At 70.0% G+C, this 20,026-nt stretch carries 14 protein-coding genes; 3 read left to right on the forward strand and 11 right to left on the reverse strand.

Translation table 11 applies throughout. The features are described from left to right. The 11 genes from mobF to ECOMGDLI_RS28485 all read right to left on the reverse strand — a co-directional run. A partial coding sequence (mobF, locus tag ECOMGDLI_RS28430; protein ID WP_158221192.1) for a MobF family relaxase occupies nt 1–1,722 on the reverse strand: 1,722 nt, incomplete at its 3' end. A 570-nt stretch (nt 1,723–2,292) separates the two neighbouring features. Then, nucleotides 2,293–4,041, reverse strand: coding sequence for a hypothetical protein (locus ECOMGDLI_RS28435; RefSeq protein WP_088320218.1), 1,749 nt, complete (start codon nt 4,039–4,041; stop codon nt 2,293–2,295). A 25-nt stretch (nt 4,042–4,066) separates the two neighbouring features. Then, on the reverse strand, nt 4,067–4,486 hold the full coding sequence (locus ECOMGDLI_RS28440) for a hypothetical protein (protein WP_143447999.1): 420 nt from the start codon (nt 4,484–4,486) through the stop codon (nt 4,067–4,069). A 5-nt stretch (nt 4,487–4,491) separates the two neighbouring features. After that, entirely contained in the window at nt 4,492–5,484 is a 993-nt protein-coding gene (locus ECOMGDLI_RS28445; RefSeq protein WP_143448000.1) for a hypothetical protein, read from the reverse strand. A 93-nt stretch (nt 5,485–5,577) separates the two neighbouring features. Then, nucleotides 5,578–6,030: a hypothetical protein gene (locus ECOMGDLI_RS28450; RefSeq protein ID WP_088320221.1), complete on the reverse strand. Its 453-nt coding sequence runs from the start codon at nt 6,028–6,030 to the stop codon at nt 5,578–5,580. A gap of 1,486 nt (nt 6,031–7,516) precedes the next feature. Continuing rightward, complete coding sequence (locus tag ECOMGDLI_RS28460; RefSeq protein WP_088320222.1) at nt 7,517–8,239, reverse strand: hypothetical protein; 723 nt, start codon at nt 8,237–8,239, stop codon at nt 7,517–7,519. Further along, complete coding sequence (locus ECOMGDLI_RS28465; protein WP_088320223.1) at nt 8,236–10,200, reverse strand: type IV secretory system conjugative DNA transfer family protein; 1,965 nt, start codon at nt 10,198–10,200, stop codon at nt 8,236–8,238. Before ECOMGDLI_RS28465 ends, ECOMGDLI_RS28460 begins: the two co-directional genes overlap by 4 nt. A 243-nt stretch (nt 10,201–10,443) precedes the next feature. Continuing rightward, a complete protein-coding gene (locus ECOMGDLI_RS28470; RefSeq protein WP_088320224.1) occupies nt 10,444–10,812 on the reverse strand; it encodes a hypothetical protein in 369 nt (122 codons plus the stop codon). A 404-nt stretch (nt 10,813–11,216) separates the two neighbouring features. Next, nucleotides 11,217–12,515, reverse strand: coding sequence for an MFS transporter (locus ECOMGDLI_RS28475; RefSeq protein WP_369812801.1), 1,299 nt, complete (start codon nt 12,513–12,515; stop codon nt 11,217–11,219). 3 nt (nt 12,516–12,518) lie between these two features. Next, nucleotides 12,519–12,722, reverse strand: a complete 204-nt coding sequence (locus tag ECOMGDLI_RS28480; RefSeq protein WP_088320226.1) for a DUF397 domain-containing protein — start codon at nt 12,720–12,722, stop codon at nt 12,519–12,521. Next, a complete protein-coding gene (locus ECOMGDLI_RS28485; RefSeq protein WP_088320227.1) occupies nt 12,719–13,594 on the reverse strand; it encodes a helix-turn-helix transcriptional regulator in 876 nt (291 codons plus the stop codon). Before ECOMGDLI_RS28485 ends, ECOMGDLI_RS28480 begins: the two co-directional genes overlap by 4 nt. Nucleotides 13,595–13,844: 250 nt before the next feature. Between ECOMGDLI_RS28485 and ECOMGDLI_RS28490 the strand changes: the two genes are divergently transcribed. The 3 genes from ECOMGDLI_RS28490 to ECOMGDLI_RS28500 all read left to right on the forward strand — a co-directional run bounded on the left by ECOMGDLI_RS28490 (nt 13,845) and on the right by ECOMGDLI_RS28500 (nt 19,953). Beyond that, complete coding sequence (locus ECOMGDLI_RS28490; protein WP_088320257.1) at nt 13,845–15,602, forward strand: class I SAM-dependent DNA methyltransferase; 1,758 nt, start codon at nt 13,845–13,847, stop codon at nt 15,600–15,602. Between the two features lie 158 nt (nt 15,603–15,760). Then, complete coding sequence (locus tag ECOMGDLI_RS28495; RefSeq protein ID WP_158221193.1) at nt 15,761–16,852, forward strand: restriction endonuclease subunit S; 1,092 nt, start codon at nt 15,761–15,763, stop codon at nt 16,850–16,852. 11 nt (nt 16,853–16,863) lie between these two features. After that, nucleotides 16,864–19,953 carry a type I restriction endonuclease subunit R gene (locus ECOMGDLI_RS28500; protein ID WP_198955269.1) on the forward strand — a complete coding sequence of 1,030 codons (3,090 nt, stop codon included), beginning with the start codon at nt 16,864–16,866 and terminating at the stop codon, nt 19,951–19,953. Nucleotides 19,954–20,026 lie beyond the last annotated feature (73 nt).

A 20,026-nucleotide genomic window follows, 5' to 3' on the forward strand; every position in this document is an offset into this window, starting at 1 on the left:
CCCCGCCCCGCCCCGCTCACCAGGCTGGCTGAGCTGGTGGGTGAGGTCGCGCCAGGCGCCGGCGAGAGCGCCGGCGGTGTAGGACTTGCCAGTCCCAGCGGGCCCGACGAGCACGCTGATCGCGGCGTCGGTGCCGGCCAGGCCGAGGACGGCGGCGCGCTGGTCATCGCCGATCGTGGGTGTGTGCGTGTCGAGCCAGGCCGCGACCGCGGCGGGATCGAGACGGGTGCCGGAGCGGGTCAGTGCGGCTTCGCGCAAGGCGATCTCGGCGGCCAGGGTGCCGGTGGCGGCGTAGCGGCGGGCGGACGGTGAGGACGCTGCGAGGCGGGTGGTGCCGGCGTCCAGGTCTGGTGTTTGCCCGGTGACCGCGACGACGTGCTCGGAATCCAGGGCGGCGTCGGCGAGCTGCTCGAGGACGCCGACGACCTGGTTGGTGTCGATCCCGAGGATCGGCAGCCGCAGCTCGAGCTCGCTGATCAGGTTCGCCCGGCCCCATGTCGCCGACCGCTCCGCGCACGCGGCGACGGCCTCGGTGATCACCGCGGTCGGGGACCAGTCCTCCAACGCGGCCCCGGTCACCGGGCCTCGGGTGGCGTCGGCCATCACGACGTCTGCGAGGCCGTCCAGGGTCCGCCCGGCCTCGTCGATCAGGCCGGCGTCCCAGCGGGCCAGCAGCTCCTCGTGGGTCCACGCGGTGTGGTCCTTCGCGGCCCGGGTGGCCAGGGTGACGGCCTGCTTGAGCTGGTAGGTCTCCCAGTCGGTCAGCGGGCGGCCCTTGGCCTGCTCGGCTGTCTCCACCAACGGAACCAGGGCTTCGGTGATCCGGGCCCGGCGGGTGGAGAAGTGGTCGATCGCGTCGGCCGGCACCGACGCGAGCTCGCGGCCGAGGCCGTCGGCGCGGGGAGCCGAGTCCAGGCCGAGCCGGGCCAGGGCCTCGAACAGGGCCCGGTCGGCGACCGCGGAGAACGCGAACTTCTGCGCGAGCAGGTCTTCGCCGTCCAGGGAGCGAATCTTCCCGTCGGCGCAGATCGCCCGGTTCACCACGACGTTGTGCACGTGCAGGTGCGGGTCGATCGACCGGTTCGTGTGCTGGAAGAACGACGCGACCGTGACCTGGTCCGCGGCGATCCACTGCGCGGCGGTCCCGGACCCGCCGCCGGTCCGCGAGACCGCCAACGACTCCAGGAACGCCACCGCGGTCGAGTTCGCGTCCAGGACCGCGGACTCGATCCCCCGGCGGACCGCCCCCAACTCCGCGGCGCGGTCCGTGTTCCCGGACCGCGTCGCGGCGATCTCTGCCCGGTACAGGGCGGTGTGCGCGACCGTCACCGACTTCGGCACGTTGAACGTCGCGTCCCAGCCCAGGACCGTCGTGCGGACCTGTCGCTCGATGTCCGCGCGCAGCTGCGCGACCCGCTCCGGCAACGCCCCCGGTTCGTCGGCCAACGCGGCCTCGAGCCGCTCGTCGACACTGCGCCACTTCTGCTGCCTCGACCCCAACGGCTCCCCCGTCACCGGGTGCTCGAACCGGCCGAACACCTGCTCCATCACCCGCGCGTCCACCTCTCCCTCCAGGCCCAGTTCGGCGGCCATCCGCCCGCTCCACACCCCCGGCGGCTCACCCTCAGTGACCGCGTCCAGGTAGTACGACTCGAACCCGCCCGCGACTCCACCGCCGGTCGTGTAGTACTCCGCACTCGTCGCCTTACCTACCGAAATCACGAGAAACAACAACCCTTTCCTGAATCGACAACACCCCTGGACGAATCCCCGGCCGCCGGCCGCCCGTGACGCCGGCCGCGCGCACCGGGGCCTGGAATCCCGGGCCGGACGACGGTTTCCGCGCTGGCATCGCGGCGGCCGCGCGCCCGGCGGGCCGGGTCGGGAAACCCGACCAGAAACCGGGTAGTTGATCTTGGTCTGACCTATGACAACGGAGTTGCATGGGTGTGGGTCCTTCGGTCGTTTCCTGCTTGATTCCTGTGGTGACTTGCTCTGATCTTTCCTGGGGCTTCCTGACTGACTCTCTACTGACTTCTTCGTTCTCTTTGCTGCTGACTACTTATCTCTGGCTTCTTATTGACTTCTCTGGCTTGGGTGATTCGGCTCGGGATTCTGGATTAGGGCTTCTGCTGTTCTGGCGTGCTTTTCGGCTCGGACCGGATCGGCGGCGCAGTATCCGGCGCGCCTCGCGGTGCCATCCGCGAGCAGTTCACGGCGGTGGCGGCTGCGCAGCCGCTGGGTGGCGGCCGGTGCGGGCCGATCGGCACCCCAGCGGCTGGCCGTGACGGTCTACGCACGGTGACCCGGGGCGCGCGGGCCGACGACCTCGAGCCGGGGCACGACCACGGCCGTCGTCACGGCCTCGGCGACGGGCTCCGCGGCACGCTCGGCCTCGTCGTCGCCCTCGTCGAGGGTGTGGTCGTAGGTGTGCGGGGCGGACGCCGGGTCGGCGTCGGCCCCGACCGGATCGGCTGGGGAGCCTGGCACCGGGCGGGCCGCAAGTTCGGCGGCCACCGTGGCGCGCAGCTGCACCGCGCGGGACCCGCCGACCCGGTACTCGGCCTTGATCTGCCGGACCGTCGGGACCACCGCCCGCGCCACCAGCTCGGCGACGATCCGCGCGTCGTCCGTAGGCGTGACCGGGACCGGCTCCGCGGAACGGGCCGCACCCCGACCCCGATCGGTCCCGGCCACCGGGACCGTCACCGGCCGCACACCCCGCGCAGGATCAGCCACTGCACCGACCGCACCGACCGGGACGCGGACCGGGCCCCCGCCCGATGAACTACCCGGCTCCTCGACGAGCTGGACCTCGACGAGCTGTCGAGCCGCGGGGTCGACGTCGGGGCGGGCCGCCGTCCGCCGGCCGACGAGGAACCCGGCCTCGCTGTGGTGGGCGGGGTGGTGGGTGTGCCAGGGGTCGAGGTGGGCGACGGCGGCGGGCGCGGTGCCGGTCTGGACGGTGTAGAGCAGGGCGAGGCCGTGCTGGACGTGCTGGACGGCGGTCGGGTCGGTGGTGCCGAGCCCGGCGCGCTCGACGGCGGCGATGGTGAGTCGGCGGACTCGCCAGGCCCGCCAGGCGCCCAGCGCCCGCGGGGCCCGGGCGCTGGTGGCCTCGAGCCGGTACCTGGCCCGCACCAGGGCGGTGAGGCGGCGGGACCGGTCGGCGGCGGCGAGCACCTGGACGCCGTTCAGCCCGCCCGGACCAGCGCCGGCGGTGGTGGGGTCGGCGAGCCGGGCGAGGACGAGGAGGCGGCGCAGGGAGTACCGCCACGCGAGAGGTTCGGGGGTGATCCCGTACCGCAGCCGGGCGGCCTGCAGCTCGGCGAGGTCGCCGATCTCCCACAGCACGGCGGCGACCGCGGGGGCGGCGAGGCGCAGCAGCTTGCCCGACCACTGCGGGGTGTCGGCGGCGGACATCACCCCGGACAGCGCGACCACCGCCCACACCAGCACCTGGTGCACCGACCGCCCCGACGGGATCGGCCCGGTCCAGGTGCCGTCGTGGTGGGCGCGCATCAGGTCGATGACCTCGCGGATCCGCCGCCGGGCGCGGATCGCGCTGACGCCGAGGGCGATCTCGAGGAACGCGAACATCAGGACGCGGGCGGGGCCGGTCACGCCGAGGACGTCACTGAAGAACTGCCACATGCCGGAGGCGGACACCGCGGTGGCCAGCAGCGCGGCGACGATCGTGCCGGTGGTCTCGACACGGCGCAGCCACCGGTCGGCCCGGATGGTGCGCGCGGACTCCTCCGCCACGGTCGCCGAGGTCGTCGAGCCGGCTCGGGTCGTCGAGGCTGCTTGGGCGGTGCGGGTTGCGCGGGTGAGGCGGTAGCCGGTGGCACCGGCGACCGCGACCGCGGCGGCCGTCGCGAGGATGGCCCAGCTCGGCACGCCGCCCGCGGCGGCGATGGTGTCCACGGCGCTGGTGAGCGCGCTGGTGACGTGGTCGAGGACCGACCCGACGTCCGCCGCGTCCGTGATCGTCGTCATCGTCGTGGCGCCGGCACTGGTGGTGCTGGTGAGGTCAGGCATGGTCGGCTCCTTCGCTGTTTGACGCCTACGCGTCAAACGCGTTGCGGTAGTGGCGATCCAGGACACGTCCCGCGAGGTGGCGGCGCTGGCTGTCGTGTCCTGTGCGATGGGTGATGGGGGTCTGCGGCATGGGTGGCGGCAGACCCCAGGACGCGTAGATCTGGGCGCGGTAGGCGGCCAGGGCGGCGGGGTCGTCGTGGTCGGGCTCACCCGGACGGCGTCCGACCTGTTGCTGGGTGCGGCGGGCGTGGACGGTGTCGACGGCCCGGGACGGCCCCAGCCCGGCGAGATCGGCCGCAGCGTCGTCGAGCGCGGTCCGGGCCGCGTGATGGCCAGCGGCCCACCCGGCCTCGTAGCCGGCCGTCCAGTCCGCCACCGACGCCCCCACCATCGGCACCGGCCCGCGCCCCGGCGGGCAGGCCGTGCGCGGGTCCGGCGCGGTCATGACGCTCACCCCTCGTCCCGGTGACCGCTCGCGCCGTCGGCCGGCGCGACGACGTCGGCAGCGTCGTCGGTGGTGGCGGCGTCGTCGTCGGTGGTGGCGGCGGCGGCGAGCTGGACGGTGGCGGCCTGGCGGGTGCCGGGCACTGCGGGGACGGTGACGGCCGGGACGATCGGGGTGGGGACGGCGGCGAACGCGTGCTCCCACAGGCGGCTGGCCAGGGCGTCGTCGTTCGGGGCGAACGGGTCTGGGTTGGTGATGCGGCGGCCACTGTCCCCGGTGAGCGCGGTCGACGTGGACACGTCGTGGACGGTCTCGACGGTGACCGGGACGTCGAGGCCGGGGATCCGGGCGGCGGTGGCGTGGACGGCGGCGGTGAACGCGTCCGCGTAGGCGGCGTACGCGGTGGTGTGGGCGGTGGTGATGTCGGCCTCGACCTGGGTCTCTGCGGCCGCGATCGCGTCCCACTCGGTGTCGATGAGCCGGTCCGCGGCGTCCGGGGTGACGATCAGTCCGCGCAGGGCCTGGTCGAGGGTGTCGTCGAGGTTCGGGAACCCGGGGACGGTGTCGGCGAGCTCGAGGACGTTCAGCGGGACTACGACCGGCGCGGTCCGGTAGTGCACGAGGTCGCCGGCGTCGTGGCCGACGGTCCCGGACACCAGCTGGTCGAGCAGCCCGGCTTCCCACGACCCGGGCCGGCCCGCGGTGAGCCGGTCGATGCTGCCCGCGTTCGCCGCGACCGCCGCGAGCACCCCGGCGAGGAAGTCCGCGAAGTCCAGCAGCACCCGCGACCCCGCACCGCGGGACGGGTCAGCGGATGGGACCGGCAAGGTCAGGGCCCGCGTCAGGACGTCCACAGCCTGGCTGTGCAGCTGCGCGTACGCCTTCCGGTACTCGACGACCGCGGCCACCGGGCTGGCCGTGGACGGCGTCGCGGCACTTGGGTCTGGGCTGGTCACGCTGGTCGGCGTGCCCGGGGTGGTCGGGGTGGTGTCGTTCATGACGTGCTCCTTGAGATCGGTGGGGTGCGGCGGCCGCGGTGGCCGCGCTCCGGGTCAGGTCGGTCAGGCCGGGTCGAGCCGCGTGGCGGCCGGCTATTCGGCGGCGAGCAGCTCGAGCAGGTCCCGCGGCTCGGTGCGTGCGTGGTCGGGGCGGTGGGCCTGGCCGGCCTCGGTGGGCTGCGTGGTGTGGGTGGGTCGGTTCGCGCGGGTGCGGGTGCGGCGGGCGCACGCGGGGCAGCGGGTGGTCAGGGCGGTGGGCGCCAACTTCCACGCCGACGTGTCCGGCACCGTGGGGTCGACCGGGACGACGAGCAGGTCCGCCGGGGTCGGCCCCGTACCCGCGGGGCACCGCTCGAGCTGCCCGGGGATCGCGTTCGCCCCCGGCCCCCGCCGGCCCGACCCACTCGCGCGGCCGGGCCGACCGGCCGGTTCTGCGGGGTTGTGATGCCGGGTACCGCAGGCACCGGTGCACGTGCACCGGCCGCCGTCCCGGTCGACGACCGCGAGCCAGATCGCCGGCGCCCCGATCGGCGCCCACGCGCTCACTGGGCCACCTCCCCGACCTCATCGACCAGCAGCTCGTCGACCTGGTCGTCGTCGACCTGGCCGTCGTCCTGCTGGCCGTCGTCCTGCTGGCCGTCACCGACCCGCAGATCGCCGTCGGGTGGCTGGCCGAGCTGGCGGTCTGGGNCCTGCTGGCCGTCGTCCTGCTGGCCGTCGTCCTGCTGGCCGTCGTCCTGCTGGTCGTCGTTCTGGCGGTCGGGTTCGGGGGTGGTGAAGGGCTGGCCGCACAGTCCGCAGGTGATCGGGCCGAGCGCGAGCACCGAGGCGGTGACCCGGATCCGGCGTCCGCAGGCGCAGCGGGCCGCGGTGCCGTTGCGCGACCCGCTCGAGCCGCTCCCCCCTGCTGGGGTGGTCTCGCCGTCCGCCGCGGTGGCGGCGTTGTTGTTGTCGCCGGCCGTGGGGGTGGGGGTGCCTTCGGCGCGGCGGTGGATCGTCATCGCCAGGTACAGGCGCTCGAGGGCGGGGGCGTACTCGGTGACGGTGGCGGCAGGCACGTGGGTGTCGGACCAGCCGATGACCGGGACGTCGCGGACCTCCAGACCCATCTCCTGTGCCAGGTCACGAAACTTCCGGTTGTGGTAGCGCCCCTGCCTCGACGTGTCCTGCACCCCTCGCACATGCGCCAGGGCGTGGGTCGCCTCGTGCAGCAACGTGCCCAGCACCTCCACCGCACCCAAGGCGAGCCCCTCACCTCCCACGAAGACCTCGGGAAGCGCCGGGCCGCCGTCACGCCCGGCCTCACCTGCTGCGGTGCTGCTGCTGGTGGTGGCGTGGGTCCACCGCATCGCGGCGAAGTGGCCGAGCTTGAGCGCGCCGCGGGGCGCGCCGACGGACCCGGACGCCACGACGATGACGACATCGGGGACCTCGGGGTGGCGGTGCTGGATTGCGGCCCAGACCTGCTCGAGCGCCGCCACCAGCGGCGACGACAACGCCCCGCCCGGCGTACCGGTGCCGTTCTGGCTCTTGACGTTCTGGCCCTTGGTGTTCGGGGTTTCGGTGGTCTGGCTGGTGGTGGTGTTCATGGGGTGTGGTCCTCCCGGAGTTGGGCTGGCGGTGAGGGGGCTTGTCCCCCTTGCCGCGAGGCGGGAGGGACCGCGCCCGCAGAGGCTCGCCGTCAACCCCCACGAACCCCGGGCCGTGCGTTGCGCAGGTGCGGAGCACCTTCCCCGGCCATCTCGAGCAGCGGGGGTGGACGGGGAGACCGGGCGTGGTACCGGAAGGTGAGCCGCGAGCAGGTGGTGATCGGCCTCGCGCGTCACCCGGCCGCCGACCCGGTTGTCCCGCGCGGGCCGGACGGAACCCGGCCTGCCACGTACGGCGCCGCAGCCGCTGCGCCCGCCCTGGACCACCCGCAGCGCCACGCCCCCGCTGCCGTTGTTGTCGGTGCTGGTCCGTAGGGCAACGCGGGTGTCGAGCGTGACGACCAGGACGACGACGTGGCCCATGCCCCCTGTGCCGGCGGCGTTCATCGCCCGTCCCGGTCGAGGGTCAAGCCGGGGGCGGGCTGTGCGGGGTCGGCGGCGTGGGTGGTGGCCCACCAGTGAGCGAGCTCGTCCAGGTAGGCGACGTCGTAGAGGTACTCGTGGCCGTGGGCCTTGTGTCGGCCGTGGGCGCGTTCGCAGCCGGCCATCAGCCGGGTGACCCGGGCCGCAGCGCCGGGCCGCCACCGGTCGTGCCACGCGGCGAGCGGGGCGGGGCCGGGCTCGTCGGTGCTGACGGCCTCGTCCCACAGGTGCGCCACGACGAGGAGCTCGGCGACGACCGCGGGGTGCCAAGGCCAGCAGTTGGGGGTCTTGGTCTGCAGGTGCGGCTGCCACACCTGCGGCACCCAGACCGCCAGCTCGGCCAGCCACCCGACGGCGATCTGCGGGTCGGTGACGGTCAGCCACGCCGGCGCCGCGACAACCTCGTCGACATCGGCGTCGGGTTCGGCGCCGTTCGGCGCGGCATCGTCGGCGTCTGTGGTGGTGTCGCGTGTGCCGTCCGGGTTTCTGGGGGCCGGGACTTGGTGGGTGAGGCGGCGCAGCTGGTGCACGGTGTCGTTGAGTTCGGAGAGCAGCCGGGCGTGGGTCGCGACGAGGGCGGGCAGGTCGGCCAGGCGGGCGACGTCCCGGGTGAGGCGGTGGACGTCGTCCGCGAGCCGCGCAATCGCACTGTTCTCCGGGCTCGGCACGGCGCGGCGGGTCATGCGGCACCTCCGTGGTCGTCCTGGGTGTTCGGGCGGTCCTCGGGCTCGGAGCGGGTCGGGTCGTTATCGAGGGCGTCGTCGAGACCGGGGCGGGCGAAGATCGCGTCGATCTCGTTGCGCAGCTGGCGGGCACGTTCGGCGCGAGCCGCGGCAGGGCTGGACGCCGGCTCCGACGCCGGCTCCGACGCCGAGGTCGTGGGTGCTGGCGCGGGGACGGGTGCGGTCGATGCGGCGGAGGTGGTCAGTGCCTGCACGGTTCGGGTCACGGTGCGTGTGGTCGCGGCGCGCGCTGCGCTGAGGGCGGCGCGGGTGCGGGTGGGGCGGCGGTCGCCGAGCCAGGGGGCGGCACCGACGATGGGGCGCATGCCGTTGCGGATGACCAGCGCCGTCCCAACGGGCAGGGCGGTGATCTCGGCAGGGGTCATCACCGGCAGGGGCCGGGCGTCGTCCTCGTCGACCCGGACCAGCCGGGTGCCGGTCAGGGTGGAGATGTGGATCGGGTCGGCCTGATTCTTGATGCCGCCGAACACGATCAGGGACCCGACGTTGCCCAAGATCGCCGCCGCCCGGCGGGAGCCCCAGACGTCCTCGAGCTGGGACAGGGACTGGGCGCCGATGTGCAGGGTGAGGTTGAACCCGCCCATGTCGGCGGTCCACTCATGCAGCGGGATGGGACCGCAGGTGATCGGAGCCTCGTCGAGGACGGCGGTCATCGGCGGGTCGAGGCGCCCGCGGGGCATCCGCGCCGCGTGCAGCCGCACCTGGTGCGCGACCTCCGCGGTGAGCGCGCCGATCAGGGTCGGGGCGCCGCCGTCACGGCCGATCAGGTACAGGCTGTCGCGGCCGGTGGCGACGAACGCAGCGACGTCGAGGAACCCCGGGTCCGTCAACGGCGCGTCCCCTGACGCAGCGAGAGTGGGGTCGAGGAGCCAGCGCAGCTTGGGGCGCAGGGTCGCGGTGATCGAGGACAGGGTCCGGTCGTTCGTGCCATAGAGGCCGCGGATCTCCGAGGACATCGCCCGGGCGTCCGGGCTGTCGGCCAGGGCGTCGAGGATCTCGTCGCGGGCGATCACGTCAGCGGGGCTGATCCAGCCCAGCACGGTCCGCATCGATCCACCCGAACGAGCGGCGGCGTGCAGGAGGGTGGCGAGCAGGCCGCGGGCCTGCTCGTCCCACCGCTCGCCCTCGGCGCTGGCACCGGAGTCCGGGACGAGGTCTTTCGCGCGGCGGGTGGCCGTCCCGAAGTCGGTGCACCCGGCGAGCGGCGACCACCTGACCAGCTCGCCGGCTCGCACCGCGGCCATCGCCTTGTGCCCGTCGTCCTCGGGGTTGGTGCCGAGGCCGGTCGGGTTGAAGATCAGGACCCGGCCCTGGCCGGCGCGGTGGGTGGCGGTGTCCTCGAGCAGGTCGGTCCGCGACGTCGTGACGAGCAGTGCGCCGGGGGCGTCCAGGGCGTGGCAGGTCAGGGACGCGGACTTGCCCTGTCGGGGGCCACCGACGCGCAGGGTGACCTCGTCGCACGGGGACCACACCGAGTTCACCCCGCGCACCGGGCTGGTGCGGAGCAACTGGACGCCGACCTCGGTGAGGGGGACCCGGCGGCGCCGCCACCTCGGCAGGCCGGCGAGGGAGGGCCGGAGGTCGAGCATCCGGGCCCGGAGCCGGTGCGCGGACGACAGCTCTCCGATGTCGGTCCAGGTCGCGACCCCACCGGCGTGCTGGGACGCGTCGTCGCGGCGGTCCACCCACCGCCCCGTCGACAACGCCGGCGCGAGCCAGCGCAGCCACCACCAGGCGAGCAGCCCGATGGTCAGGACCCAGCCGGCGACCGTGAGGCGGGTCGTGAACGTCGCCCACGCCTCGACCCGGCCGGTGGCCTGAGCCACCGCGAGCATGAGGGCGGCGACCACGAGCGGGCGCCAGGGCAGGTGCCGGACTGCGCGAAGAACCTTGAACACCATGACGAAACTCCAGACACAGCAACAGAAGGGGACAGGACGGGTGGGTTGACGCGGACGCGTCAATGGGCGTGGGGTATCGCCGGACGGCGCGGTGCGGGTCGTCCGCTCGCAGATCAGATGGGGTCTGAGTGGGGCGGGTCGTGGAGCCGGGTGACGTCCGGGGCGAGGGGGCCACCGGACGCCACCCGGGATCAGGACGGCCAGCCCACGCTGAGCAGGCCAGGCCGAGAAGGAGTACCGCGGTCAGGTGCCGCGGTTGACAATGACGTGGTCGACGGCGGCGAGCACGACCAGGACGCCGGCGCCGGTACCGACCAGCCACACCGGGTCGCTGGTGAGCAGCCATGCGGCGAGCGACAGCAGCGCCGGGCCCGCGACACAGCCCAGCGGCCACAGCAGCTCGCGGCGGCTGCGCCGGATCCGGATCACCCCGCCCCACCCGACATCCGTCGGGTCAAGGTCGGCCCCGGCGCCGGCGTTCGCCACCGGCGCAGGCGCGACCGCGGCCGTCTGCGTCGAGCTGGTGACTTCGAGCGCGCCGGCGGTGGCCCCGACGTCCGGCTTGAGGTCGAGCGTCGCTGCAGTGATTCGCTGCGACTGCCGGGGGACCATCACACGCTCCAACCGGTCAGACGCTGCACAACCTCAGCGACCGCGGACACCAGCGCGAGCGCCGAAACGCCCAGGGCCAGCGCGCCCACACCAGGAATCGGCATCGCGTCGCGCAGTGACCGGCGCGGCGTTCGCGTCGGTAGTCCACCCCGCGCTCGGACGGCACGGCGTTGGCGGTTCGTCGTCTTCATCGTTGATCCCCTCGGACTGAACCTGACTGGAGTCGGCTGAAGTTATCTGCGGCTCGTCATCCTTTATCGTGCATAGTCACCATGCATCGTGCGTATGCACGATGTCAAGGCGCGGACGCGACTCCGCGCAGCCAGGCATGACTGCGCGCTGGGCCGATGGGGGCCCGGTACGACGGCGCGCGACTCCGTCGTCCGCCGTGGTATCCGGTGCGGTCAGTCCTCGTTGATGGGGGCGCGTCGGGTCAAGAGAAGCCCGAAAACAACGACGCACAGCGCGAGCAGCACCGGCGCGGCGATGAGCGGGGCTCGCAGGCCGGCGGCACCTGCAAGCAGTCCGCCGGCCACCCCACCCAGCGGTGCGAACCCGTTGCCGATCAATCGGAATGCCGAGGTGACCCGGCCGAGCAGCGCGTCGGGTACAGTCGACTGCCGTTCGGAGACGACGGCTACGGTCACCATCGTGGAAGCGGCGCCGGTAGCTGCAAGGGACACTCCTGCCAGCCAGACAGACCCGGACAGGGCCACCCCTGCCCACCCGATGCCCTGGGCTGCCAGCGAGGCGACGACGGCCCCGCCCACGCCGATGCGCGCGAGGACGCGCGCGGAAACCATGCCGATGGCGATCGCGCCGGCCGACATGGACGCCAACAGTAGGCCGAAGGTCCCGTCAGTCACCCCGAGCTGCTCCTGGGCGAAGAGCACGAGCGTCGCCGACGCCAGGTTGAAGCAGACGTTGTAGGCGGTGAGAGCGCAGGCCAATGTCACCAGGATGCGACTCGCGAAGAGGTAGGCGAACCCTTCGCGCACGCTCGCACGAATGCTCAGCCGGTTGCCGCCCTCGGGTGCGTCAGCGCGCGGCACTCCGAGCACGAAGCCGGACGACGCGACGAACGACGCAGCATCGACGGCGAAGGGCGCCCACGGCGCGACGCCGAACAAGGCACCGCCGATCGGTGGGCCGGCCAGAGTGGCTCCGACGGTCTGCGTGGCGAACAGCCGACCGTTGGCCCTGCCGAGCACGGATGTGTCGCGCCCCAGCACCTGGGGAAGTGCCGCCTGGGCGGCCGCGTCGAAGAAGACCTGCCCTGTCGTCAGCACGAACGCAACGACGGCGAGCAGCGGGATGCTCGCCGAGCCGGCAAGGATCAGAGTGACCAGGACGGCGAGAGCGGCGCCCCTCGCGACGTCCGACACGATCATCACGGAACGGCGGGGCAGCCGGTCGACCCAAGCCCCAGCGAACACACCCACCACGAACCAGGGCAGCGAGGCTCCGACGCTCACCACGGCCACGCCGATCGGGTCCCGGGTGAGGTAAGCGGCGAGCAGAGGCATCGCTGCGGTTAGCGCGCCGTCGCCGACGCTGGAGACGGCCATTGACGCCCAGAGCGCTTGGAAGGCTCGAGGCAGCCGAGCTGCCGTCTGTGGTTCGCCCTGAGCGGGTGTTGTCACGACCGCCTCTCCCCCGCCGGACGGCGGGCGGTGGGGCCGGCGGTCACCCGGCCCCACCACTCGTCATCGGTCGAACTGGCCGTCGCGCACGCCTGCGGCGAACGCCGTCCACTCGGCCGGCGTGAAGGTCAGCATCGGCCCCGAACGGTCCTTGCTGTCCCTCACACCGACGGCGCCACCCAGGAAGGCGACCTCCACACAGTTGCCGTCACCGCTGTGCCCCGACTTCTGCCAGTCGGCGCCCCTCCAGTCGAGCTGCTCGCTCATCGTCCCTCCATGGACTTGTGTTGGTCGTGCATCTGCTGGGCCACGGTACGAATCAACATCATCGACTGCTTTCGGGGCAAGCCGGCTCTCCACAGCCGGTTGAACCAGCCGGCGTACGCCGTGACGTCGGCCTCGTCCGTCAGCCGCAGGTCGGTGCGTGTCGTCTCGACCAGAACCTCGGACGGTGCGCCGGCGGGGAAGTCGTACAGGACGAATGGGTGCTGCACGAAAACGCTCTGCTCGTCGTCCAGGCTGACCACCCTGACCTCGACGTTCCGGCGCCGCGCCACCTCCTCAAGCGCGAACAGCTGCGCAGCCATGAGGTCAGGGGCGACAGGTCGCCAGCGGAGCACCGTCTCGAGCAGGACGACCTCGTACCGCGGAGCATCTGACCGACGGACGACGGCGCCTCGTGCGAGTCGCATCGACAGGGCGCGCTCGACGTCTTTCGAGCCGGCCAACTCGATGACCCGCCGGGCGTACTCCGGGGTTTGGAGGTACCCCGGAAGGAGAACCGGCTGGTAGTGCCGCAGCCGGGAGGCGGAGGCCTCCGAGTTGATGAAGTCCTGCTGCCGTCGAGTCAGCCCGACGCGTGATGAGTTCCGCCAGGCCTCGGCCGGGCCGGCGGCCTCCTCAGCTAGCGTGAGCAGGTCAGCGCGCAGGGCGACCGGCACCTCGAGCGCCTCGAGCAGGGCGGCAACGTCCTCGAGTTCGGAGCGGGTCCGCGCGGCCTCGATGCGGCTGACCTTCGACTGCGACCAGCCGAGCCGCTCCGCCATCTGAACGCCGGTCAACCCCCGCTGCTCGCGCAGGCTTCGGAGCTCGGCGCCAAGCTGGCGGCGAGCCGCGACGCGCTGCTGCTCGCCGGACAGACGATCACCTCAGATACGGGTTGTGCGTATGCATGATGCTAGCGGGGCTGGGACATACGGCTTGCCGTTTGCCATCACCCCACGATGATCATCTCCGCTGAACGGAACGCCGGGCCGACCAGCGCGATTGTTCAACCATCAGGGCGCCGCAGGCCGGAAGTGTCAGGTTCCATCCGACGAGGGACTCCTCCTGAAAGGATGCCTCTGGGGGTGTCAAGTCGTGCCCCAGCGGTCGTTGGAGAGTGATTTTGTGAGTCAGCTTGGGAACTTCGTGTGGTCGATCGCCGATCAACTCCGGGGGGTCTACAAGCCGCACCAGTACGGCAACGTGATCCTCCCCATGACGATCCTGCGGCGGCTCGACTGTGTGCTGGACCCGACCCGCGAGCAGGTACGGGACATCGTCGGGCGCGACCTGCGCGACGAGCTGCGCGACGCAATGATCCGCAAGCAGACCGGGCTCACGTTCTACAGCGGGTCCCCGTGGACGTTCGAGAAGCTTGCGGGAGACCCGGACGGCCTGGCGGCCAACCTCATCGACCACCTCGCCGGGTTCTCCAAGAACATCGACGTCTTCGAGCGCTTCCGATTTGACAACGAGATCGCCACTCTGGCCGAGAAGAACCGGCTGTTGATCGTGGTGCAGAAGTTTGCCGAGGTAGATCTGCACCCCGAGCGGGTCTCCAATGCGGCTATGGGGGACCTCTTCGAGGAATTGATCCGCAAGTTCGCCGAGGCCTCGAATGAGACCGCCGGGGAGCACTTCACCCCGCGGGACGCGATCCGGCTCATGGTCGATCTGCTGTTCGCTGGCGATGACAAGGCACTGTCGGAGAAGGGCATCGTGCGCACCGTCTACGACCCGACCGCCGGCACGGGTGGCATGCTTTCGGTAGCCGAGGAGCACCTAGTCGGTACTTCCGAAGCACCGGGGCGCAACCCGGACGCCCGACTGAGGCTGTACGGACAGGAGATCAACGACCAGTCGTACGCAATCTGCAAGTCAGACATGATCGCCAAGGGGCAGGACGCACTGAACATCAAGCTCGGTGACACCCTTGCAGAGGACCTGTTCGCAGGAACGACGTTCGATTACTGCCTGTCCAACCCGCCGTACGGGGTCGACTGGAAGGCCTCCGAGAAGGCGGTTAAGGCCGAGGTCGCCCGCGCGGGGGATCGCAGTCGCTTCCCAGGCGGCCTGCCGCCGATCAGCGACGGCCAGATGCTGTTCCTGCAGCACCTCGCCACCAAGATGCGCCCCGTTCACGAGGGCGGCGGCCGCGCCGGCATCGTTCTCAACGGATCGCCCTTGTTCACCGGCGGCGCAGGCTCCGGGCCTAGCGAGATCCGTCGCTGGCTCCTGGAGAACGACCTCGTCGACGCGATCGTGGCTCTCCCGATGAATATGTTCTACAACACCGGGATCTCCACCTACGTGTGGATCCTCGACAATGCCAAACCCGCTGAGCGGATCGGCAAGGTCCAGCTCATCGACGGCAGTGGCTACTACACGAAGATGCGAAAAAACCTTGGCGACAAGAGCCGCGAACTGTCCGCAGCCGACCGCGACGCAATCGTCAAGCTCTACGCCGACTACGCGGAGACCGACCACGCCAGGATCTTCACCACCGACTCGTTCGGCTACTGGGCCATCACTGTCGAACGACCCCTGCTTGACGATGCGAGCAGCCCCGTCATCGACCGCAAGGGGAACCCAAAGGCCGATGCCAAACTCCGCGACACCGAGAACATCCCTTTCGCCTACGGTGGAAACAGCCTCGGTGCCGACGGGCGGGACGACGTGATCGCCGCCTACTTTGAGGCCGAGGTACGCCCACACGTCCCTGACGCGTGGATTGACTACACCAAGACCAAGGTCGGCTACGAGGTCCCGTTCACCCGCCACTTCTACGTCTACACGCCACCCCGGCCGCTTGAGGAGATCGACGCTGACCTCAACAAACTAGTCGAGGAAATCATGGACCTGTTGCGCCAGGTGGAGAAATGAGCGCGGTGAGTGTGAGCGTCGTTGAGTCAGGCATCCCATGGCTAGGTCGCATCCCCGCGCATTGGACGACGAGGCCTTTGTGGACCCTATTTGATCGGGTCAAGGACACGGACCACCCAGACGAGCGCATGCTCTCCGTCTTCCGGGAGCACGGTGTCGTGGCGAAGGACTCCCGAGACAATAGCAACCAGACGGCAGAGAATCGAAGTATCTACCAGCTCGTTCATCCAGGGTGGCTAGTCACTAATCGCATGAAGGCTTGGCAAGGCTCAGTCGGTATTTCAACGCTACGAGGAATTGTATCGGGTCACTACATCTGCTTCGCGCCACGTCATCGCGAATCCGCGCGCTATCTCAATTGGTTGCTCCGGTCCTCCGCCTATGCGGATGGATACGCATTGATTTCGCGAGGGGTCCGCATTGGACAAGCGGAAATAGACAATGACATGTTTCGAGTCCTTCCTGTATTGCTCCCTCCTCATTCCGAGCAAGAAGGGATCGCAGACTTCCTTGACCGCGAGACCGCGCAGATCGACAAGCTCATCGCGAAGCAGGAGCAACTGATCGATACCGTTCGCGAACGAAGGCAAGCGATGGTGCGTCACTGGATTGAGAGGCCGCAAGCCGGCGACCCGAGAACGGACAAACTTGGCCGGCGATCGCGGATCGGGAACGGTTCGACTCCCCGGCGTGATGAGTCTTCCTATTGGTTGGACGGGGATTTTCCGTGGCTGAATAGTTCTTTCGTAAATCAACCTCGAGTCGTCAACTCGGATCAGTTCGTTACGTCGGAGGCGCTCAGGCAGTGCCACCTACCCATTGTGTCGCCGGGGTCACTCCTTGTCGGCCTCACTGGACAGGGAAAAACGCGAGGGTCGGTTACGATTCTCGATGTGAGCGCGACTATTAGCCAGCATTTGGCTTTCGTGACGCCTGACAAGAAGTATTGGGACCCCGAGTATCTGCTCTGGGCTCTTACCGCCGCCTACGACGAGTTGCGGTCGATCAGTGACGAGAACGGCAGCACGAAGGGCGGACTCACTTGCGAAGATTTGAAGCGGTTCCGTCTCGTTATGCCGACGCTAGATACGCAACGCGAGATTTCGCGTCAGCTGCAAGTCGCGACAACACAGACTGAGCGCCTTATCGACAGATCGCTGCGCCTCATCGAACTGTCCAAAGAGCGCCGCGCCGCGCTGATCACCTCGGCTGTCACGGGACAGATCGATGTCCGTGAGCGGGTGTCGTGATGGGGCCGGAGTTGGAGCGCACGTTCGAGGAGGAGATCTGCGCTCACCTGGCCGCGAGCGGTTGGCTCTACTCGCCTGGCGCGGTCGGTTACGACAAGGGCCGCGCCCTGTTCCCGCAGGACGTGTACGACTGGCTAGATGAGACCCAGCCGGCCGAGTGGGAGAAGGTCGTCAAGCTATCCATGTCACCGGCGGACCAGTCGCGAGCGAAGGAGCAGCTGCTCGACCGGCTGGTGAAGGCGCTGGACGCCCCGCTTGACGCGGGCGGTGGGACATTGAACGTGCTGCGGAAGGGGTTCAAGAAGACCCCGGCGCGTTTCGCGATGTGTGAGTTCGCGCCAGCGACGTCACTTAACGCCGCGGCTTCTGCCCGCTACACGGCGGTGCGGGTGCGGGTCGTGCGGCAGGTGCACTACTCGACCAAGCACAACGGCAGCATCGACCTGGTCCTTTTCGTGAACGGGCTACCACTGGCGACGATCGAGTTGAAGACGGAGAACACGCAGAGCATCGAGGACGCCAAAGACCAGTATCGGGTTGCGCGACATCCCAAGGGCGAGCCGCTGCTGGGCTTCGCAAACCGGTGCCTGGTCCACTTCGCTGTCTCGAACGACCGGGTCGCGATGACAACGCGCTTGGCGGGGACGGAGACGGCATTCCTGCCGTTCGACACGGGTTCCAACGGGGGAGCCGGCAACCCCGTCGTCGAGGGCAAGGCCGCGTCGTCGTACCTGTGGGAGCGAGTCTTGCAGCGCGACTCGTGGCTGAACATCATCGGCCGGCTTCTGCACCTGGAGACCCGCACCAACATTGACCCGATCACGGGCGCGGCGACGAAGAAGACCTCGCTGTTGTTCCCGCGGTTCCACCAGTGGGAGCTCGTAACCGAGTTGATGTCAACGGTCCGGGCTGAGGGCCCCGGGCACCGGTACCTCGTGATGCACTCGGCCGGGTCAGGCAAGACGAACTCGATCGCGTGGACCGCGCACGGTTTAGGCAAGCTCCACAGCCCGAACAACGAGCGGGTGTTCGACAGCGTCATCGTCGTCACTGACCGGACCGTCCTGGACGACCAGCTCCAGGCCGCTGTGAAGCAGATCGAGGGCGTGGACGGCACTGTCGCCACGATCAACGCTGACCAGGTCCGCAACGCCGGCGATGACATCGGGTCCAAGTCCGCGCTACTGGCCAAGGAGCTCCTCGCCGGTCGGCTAATCGTGGTCGTGACGATGCAGACGTTCCCGTTCGCGTTGACCGCGATCCGTGAGAACAAGGGCTTGGCTGGGAAGCGGTTCGCGATCATCGCGGACGAGGCGCACTCCTCCCAGACCGGCCGGACGAGCCAGAAGCTGCGGGCGGTCCTGACTACGCAAGAGCTGATCGACCTCGAGGATGGCGGCCAGATCGACACCGAGGCCATCCTCGCCGCGGAGATGGAGGCTCGCGCGGAGTCGCCGAACCTGTCGTTCTTCGCGTTCACCGCGACCCCAAAGAACAAAACCCTGGAGCTGTTCGGCCGTAAGGACGGCGACGGCCTGCCGCAGCCGTTCCATACGTACACGATGCAGCAGGCGATCGAAGAGGGGTACATCCTCGACGTCCTGAGGAACTACACGACGTACGCGACGGCGTTCCAGATCGCCGAGCGGTCCAAGAGGCGCCTCGAAGAGGTCAAGCTCGTCGACGAGAGCGAGGCCACCAAGGGCCTGATGCGGTGGGTGTCGCTGCACCCGACGAACATCGCCCAGAAGGTCCAGATCGTCGTCGAGCACTACCGCGCCAACGTGCGGCACCTGCTCGACGGGCACGCCAAGGCGATGGTCGTGACGTCGTCGCGGGAGCACGCCGTCCGATACAAGGACGCGATCGACTCCTACATCAAGTCCCGCGGCTACCCTCTCGCGACGTTGGTCGCGTTTTCCGGGTCGATCACCGTGGACGGTGTCACGTTCGCCGGGGTCGAGCCGCCCTACACAGAGCCCAGCCTGAACGCCGGGCTGCGGGGCCGGTCACTGCCGGTGGCGTTCGGCTCGGACGACTACCAGGTGCTGATCGTGGCGAACAAGTACCAGACCGGGTTCGACCAGCCGCTGCTCTGCGCGATGTACGTCGACAAGCGCCTCGACGGCGTCACCGCCGTGCAGACCCTGTCCCGCCTCAACCGCACCTACCCGGCCGCGGGCAAGGACACCACCTACGTGCTCGATTTCGTCAACAACCCTGACGACGTGCTGGCCGCGTTCAAGCCGTACTACCGGCAGGCCTCGATCGAGGCGACCACCGACCCCGACCTCGTCCACGACCTGCAGGCCAAGCTCGACGCCGCCAGCATCTACACCGCCGCCGAGGTCGAGGCGTTCATCACCGCATACCTCGAAGGCAAGCACGGCGCGGTGTCGGCACCGCTCAAGGCGGCCGGGGACCGGTTCAACGCCCGCTACGCCGCCGCCCTGGCCGGGAAGGACAACGCGACCGTCGACGAGCTCGACCTGTTCCGCAAGGACGTCGGCTCCTTCGTCCGGCTGTACGACTTCCTCTCCCAGATCGTCAACTACCAGGACACCGACCTGGAGAAGCGTTCTCTCTACCTGCGGCTGCTCCAGCGCCGGCTCACCGGCCGCGTCGTCGCCGTGGACCTGGATCTGTCCGCCGTCGAGTTGACCCGGATCAAGCAGTGGCGCAGCGGCGAGCACGAGTTGGACCTCGGTGGCGGCGAGGCACACCCCCTCAAGCCGGTCTCGGGCAGTGGCACCGGGTCAACCCATGATCCCCGGCTGGTGCGGCTGGCCGAGGTCCTGGCAAAGGTCAACGACCTTTTCGCCGGCGATGACTTCACGCCGGCCGAGCAGCAGTCCTGGGTCGAGGGCCTGATCACGGTGCTCATGGACGATGAGATCGTCCGGCGGCAGGCCGGCGCCAACACGAAGGAGCAGTTCGTGGAGTCGCCCGACCTGTCGGAGGCCGTCACCGACGCTGTCATCGGCAACCAGTCGAGCCACAACAAGATGGTTGACGTCTTCTTCGGAGACGAACGAGTCAAGGTTCAGTTGGTCAAACTGCTTGGTGAACTGGTGCACGAGAACGTCGCAGCCGAGGCATGAACCGTGCGACGACCACTCAGCTCTGGTGCAGCCGCCGAATGGATCTGGAGCCTAGGTCGGGTCAGTCCCAGCC

This window comes from Kineosporia sp. R_H_3 (genome assembly GCF_002198675.1).
GTDB lineage: Bacteria > Actinomycetota > Actinomycetes > Actinomycetales > Kineosporiaceae > R-H-3.

What these genes read in the sequence shown, in the direction of transcription:
- ECOMGDLI_RS28460 (WP_088320222.1), bottom strand. Translation starts at nt 8,239, where the DNA reads ATGACCCGCCGCGCCGTGCCGAGCCCGGAGAACAGTGCGATTGCGCGG.
- ECOMGDLI_RS28440 (WP_143447999.1), bottom strand. Translation starts at nt 4,486, where the DNA reads ATGACCGCGCCGGACCCGCGCACGGCCTGCCCGCCGGGGCGCGGGCCG.
- ECOMGDLI_RS28480 (WP_088320226.1), bottom strand. Translation starts at nt 12,722, where the DNA reads ATGAGCGAGCAGCTCGACTGGAGGGGCGCCGACTGGCAGAAGTCGGGG.
- ECOMGDLI_RS28470 (WP_088320224.1), bottom strand. Translation starts at nt 10,812, where the DNA reads ATGGTCCCCCGGCAGTCGCAGCGAATCACTGCAGCGACGCTCGACCTC.
- ECOMGDLI_RS28445 (WP_143448000.1), bottom strand. Translation starts at nt 5,484, where the DNA reads ATGAACGACACCACCCCGACCACCCCGGGCACGCCGACCAGCGTGACC.
- ECOMGDLI_RS28465 (WP_088320223.1), bottom strand. Translation starts at nt 10,200, where the DNA reads ATGGTGTTCAAGGTTCTTCGCGCAGTCCGGCACCTGCCCTGGCGCCCG.
- ECOMGDLI_RS28435 (WP_088320218.1), bottom strand. Translation starts at nt 4,041, where the DNA reads ATGCCTGACCTCACCAGCACCACCAGTGCCGGCGCCACGACGATGACG.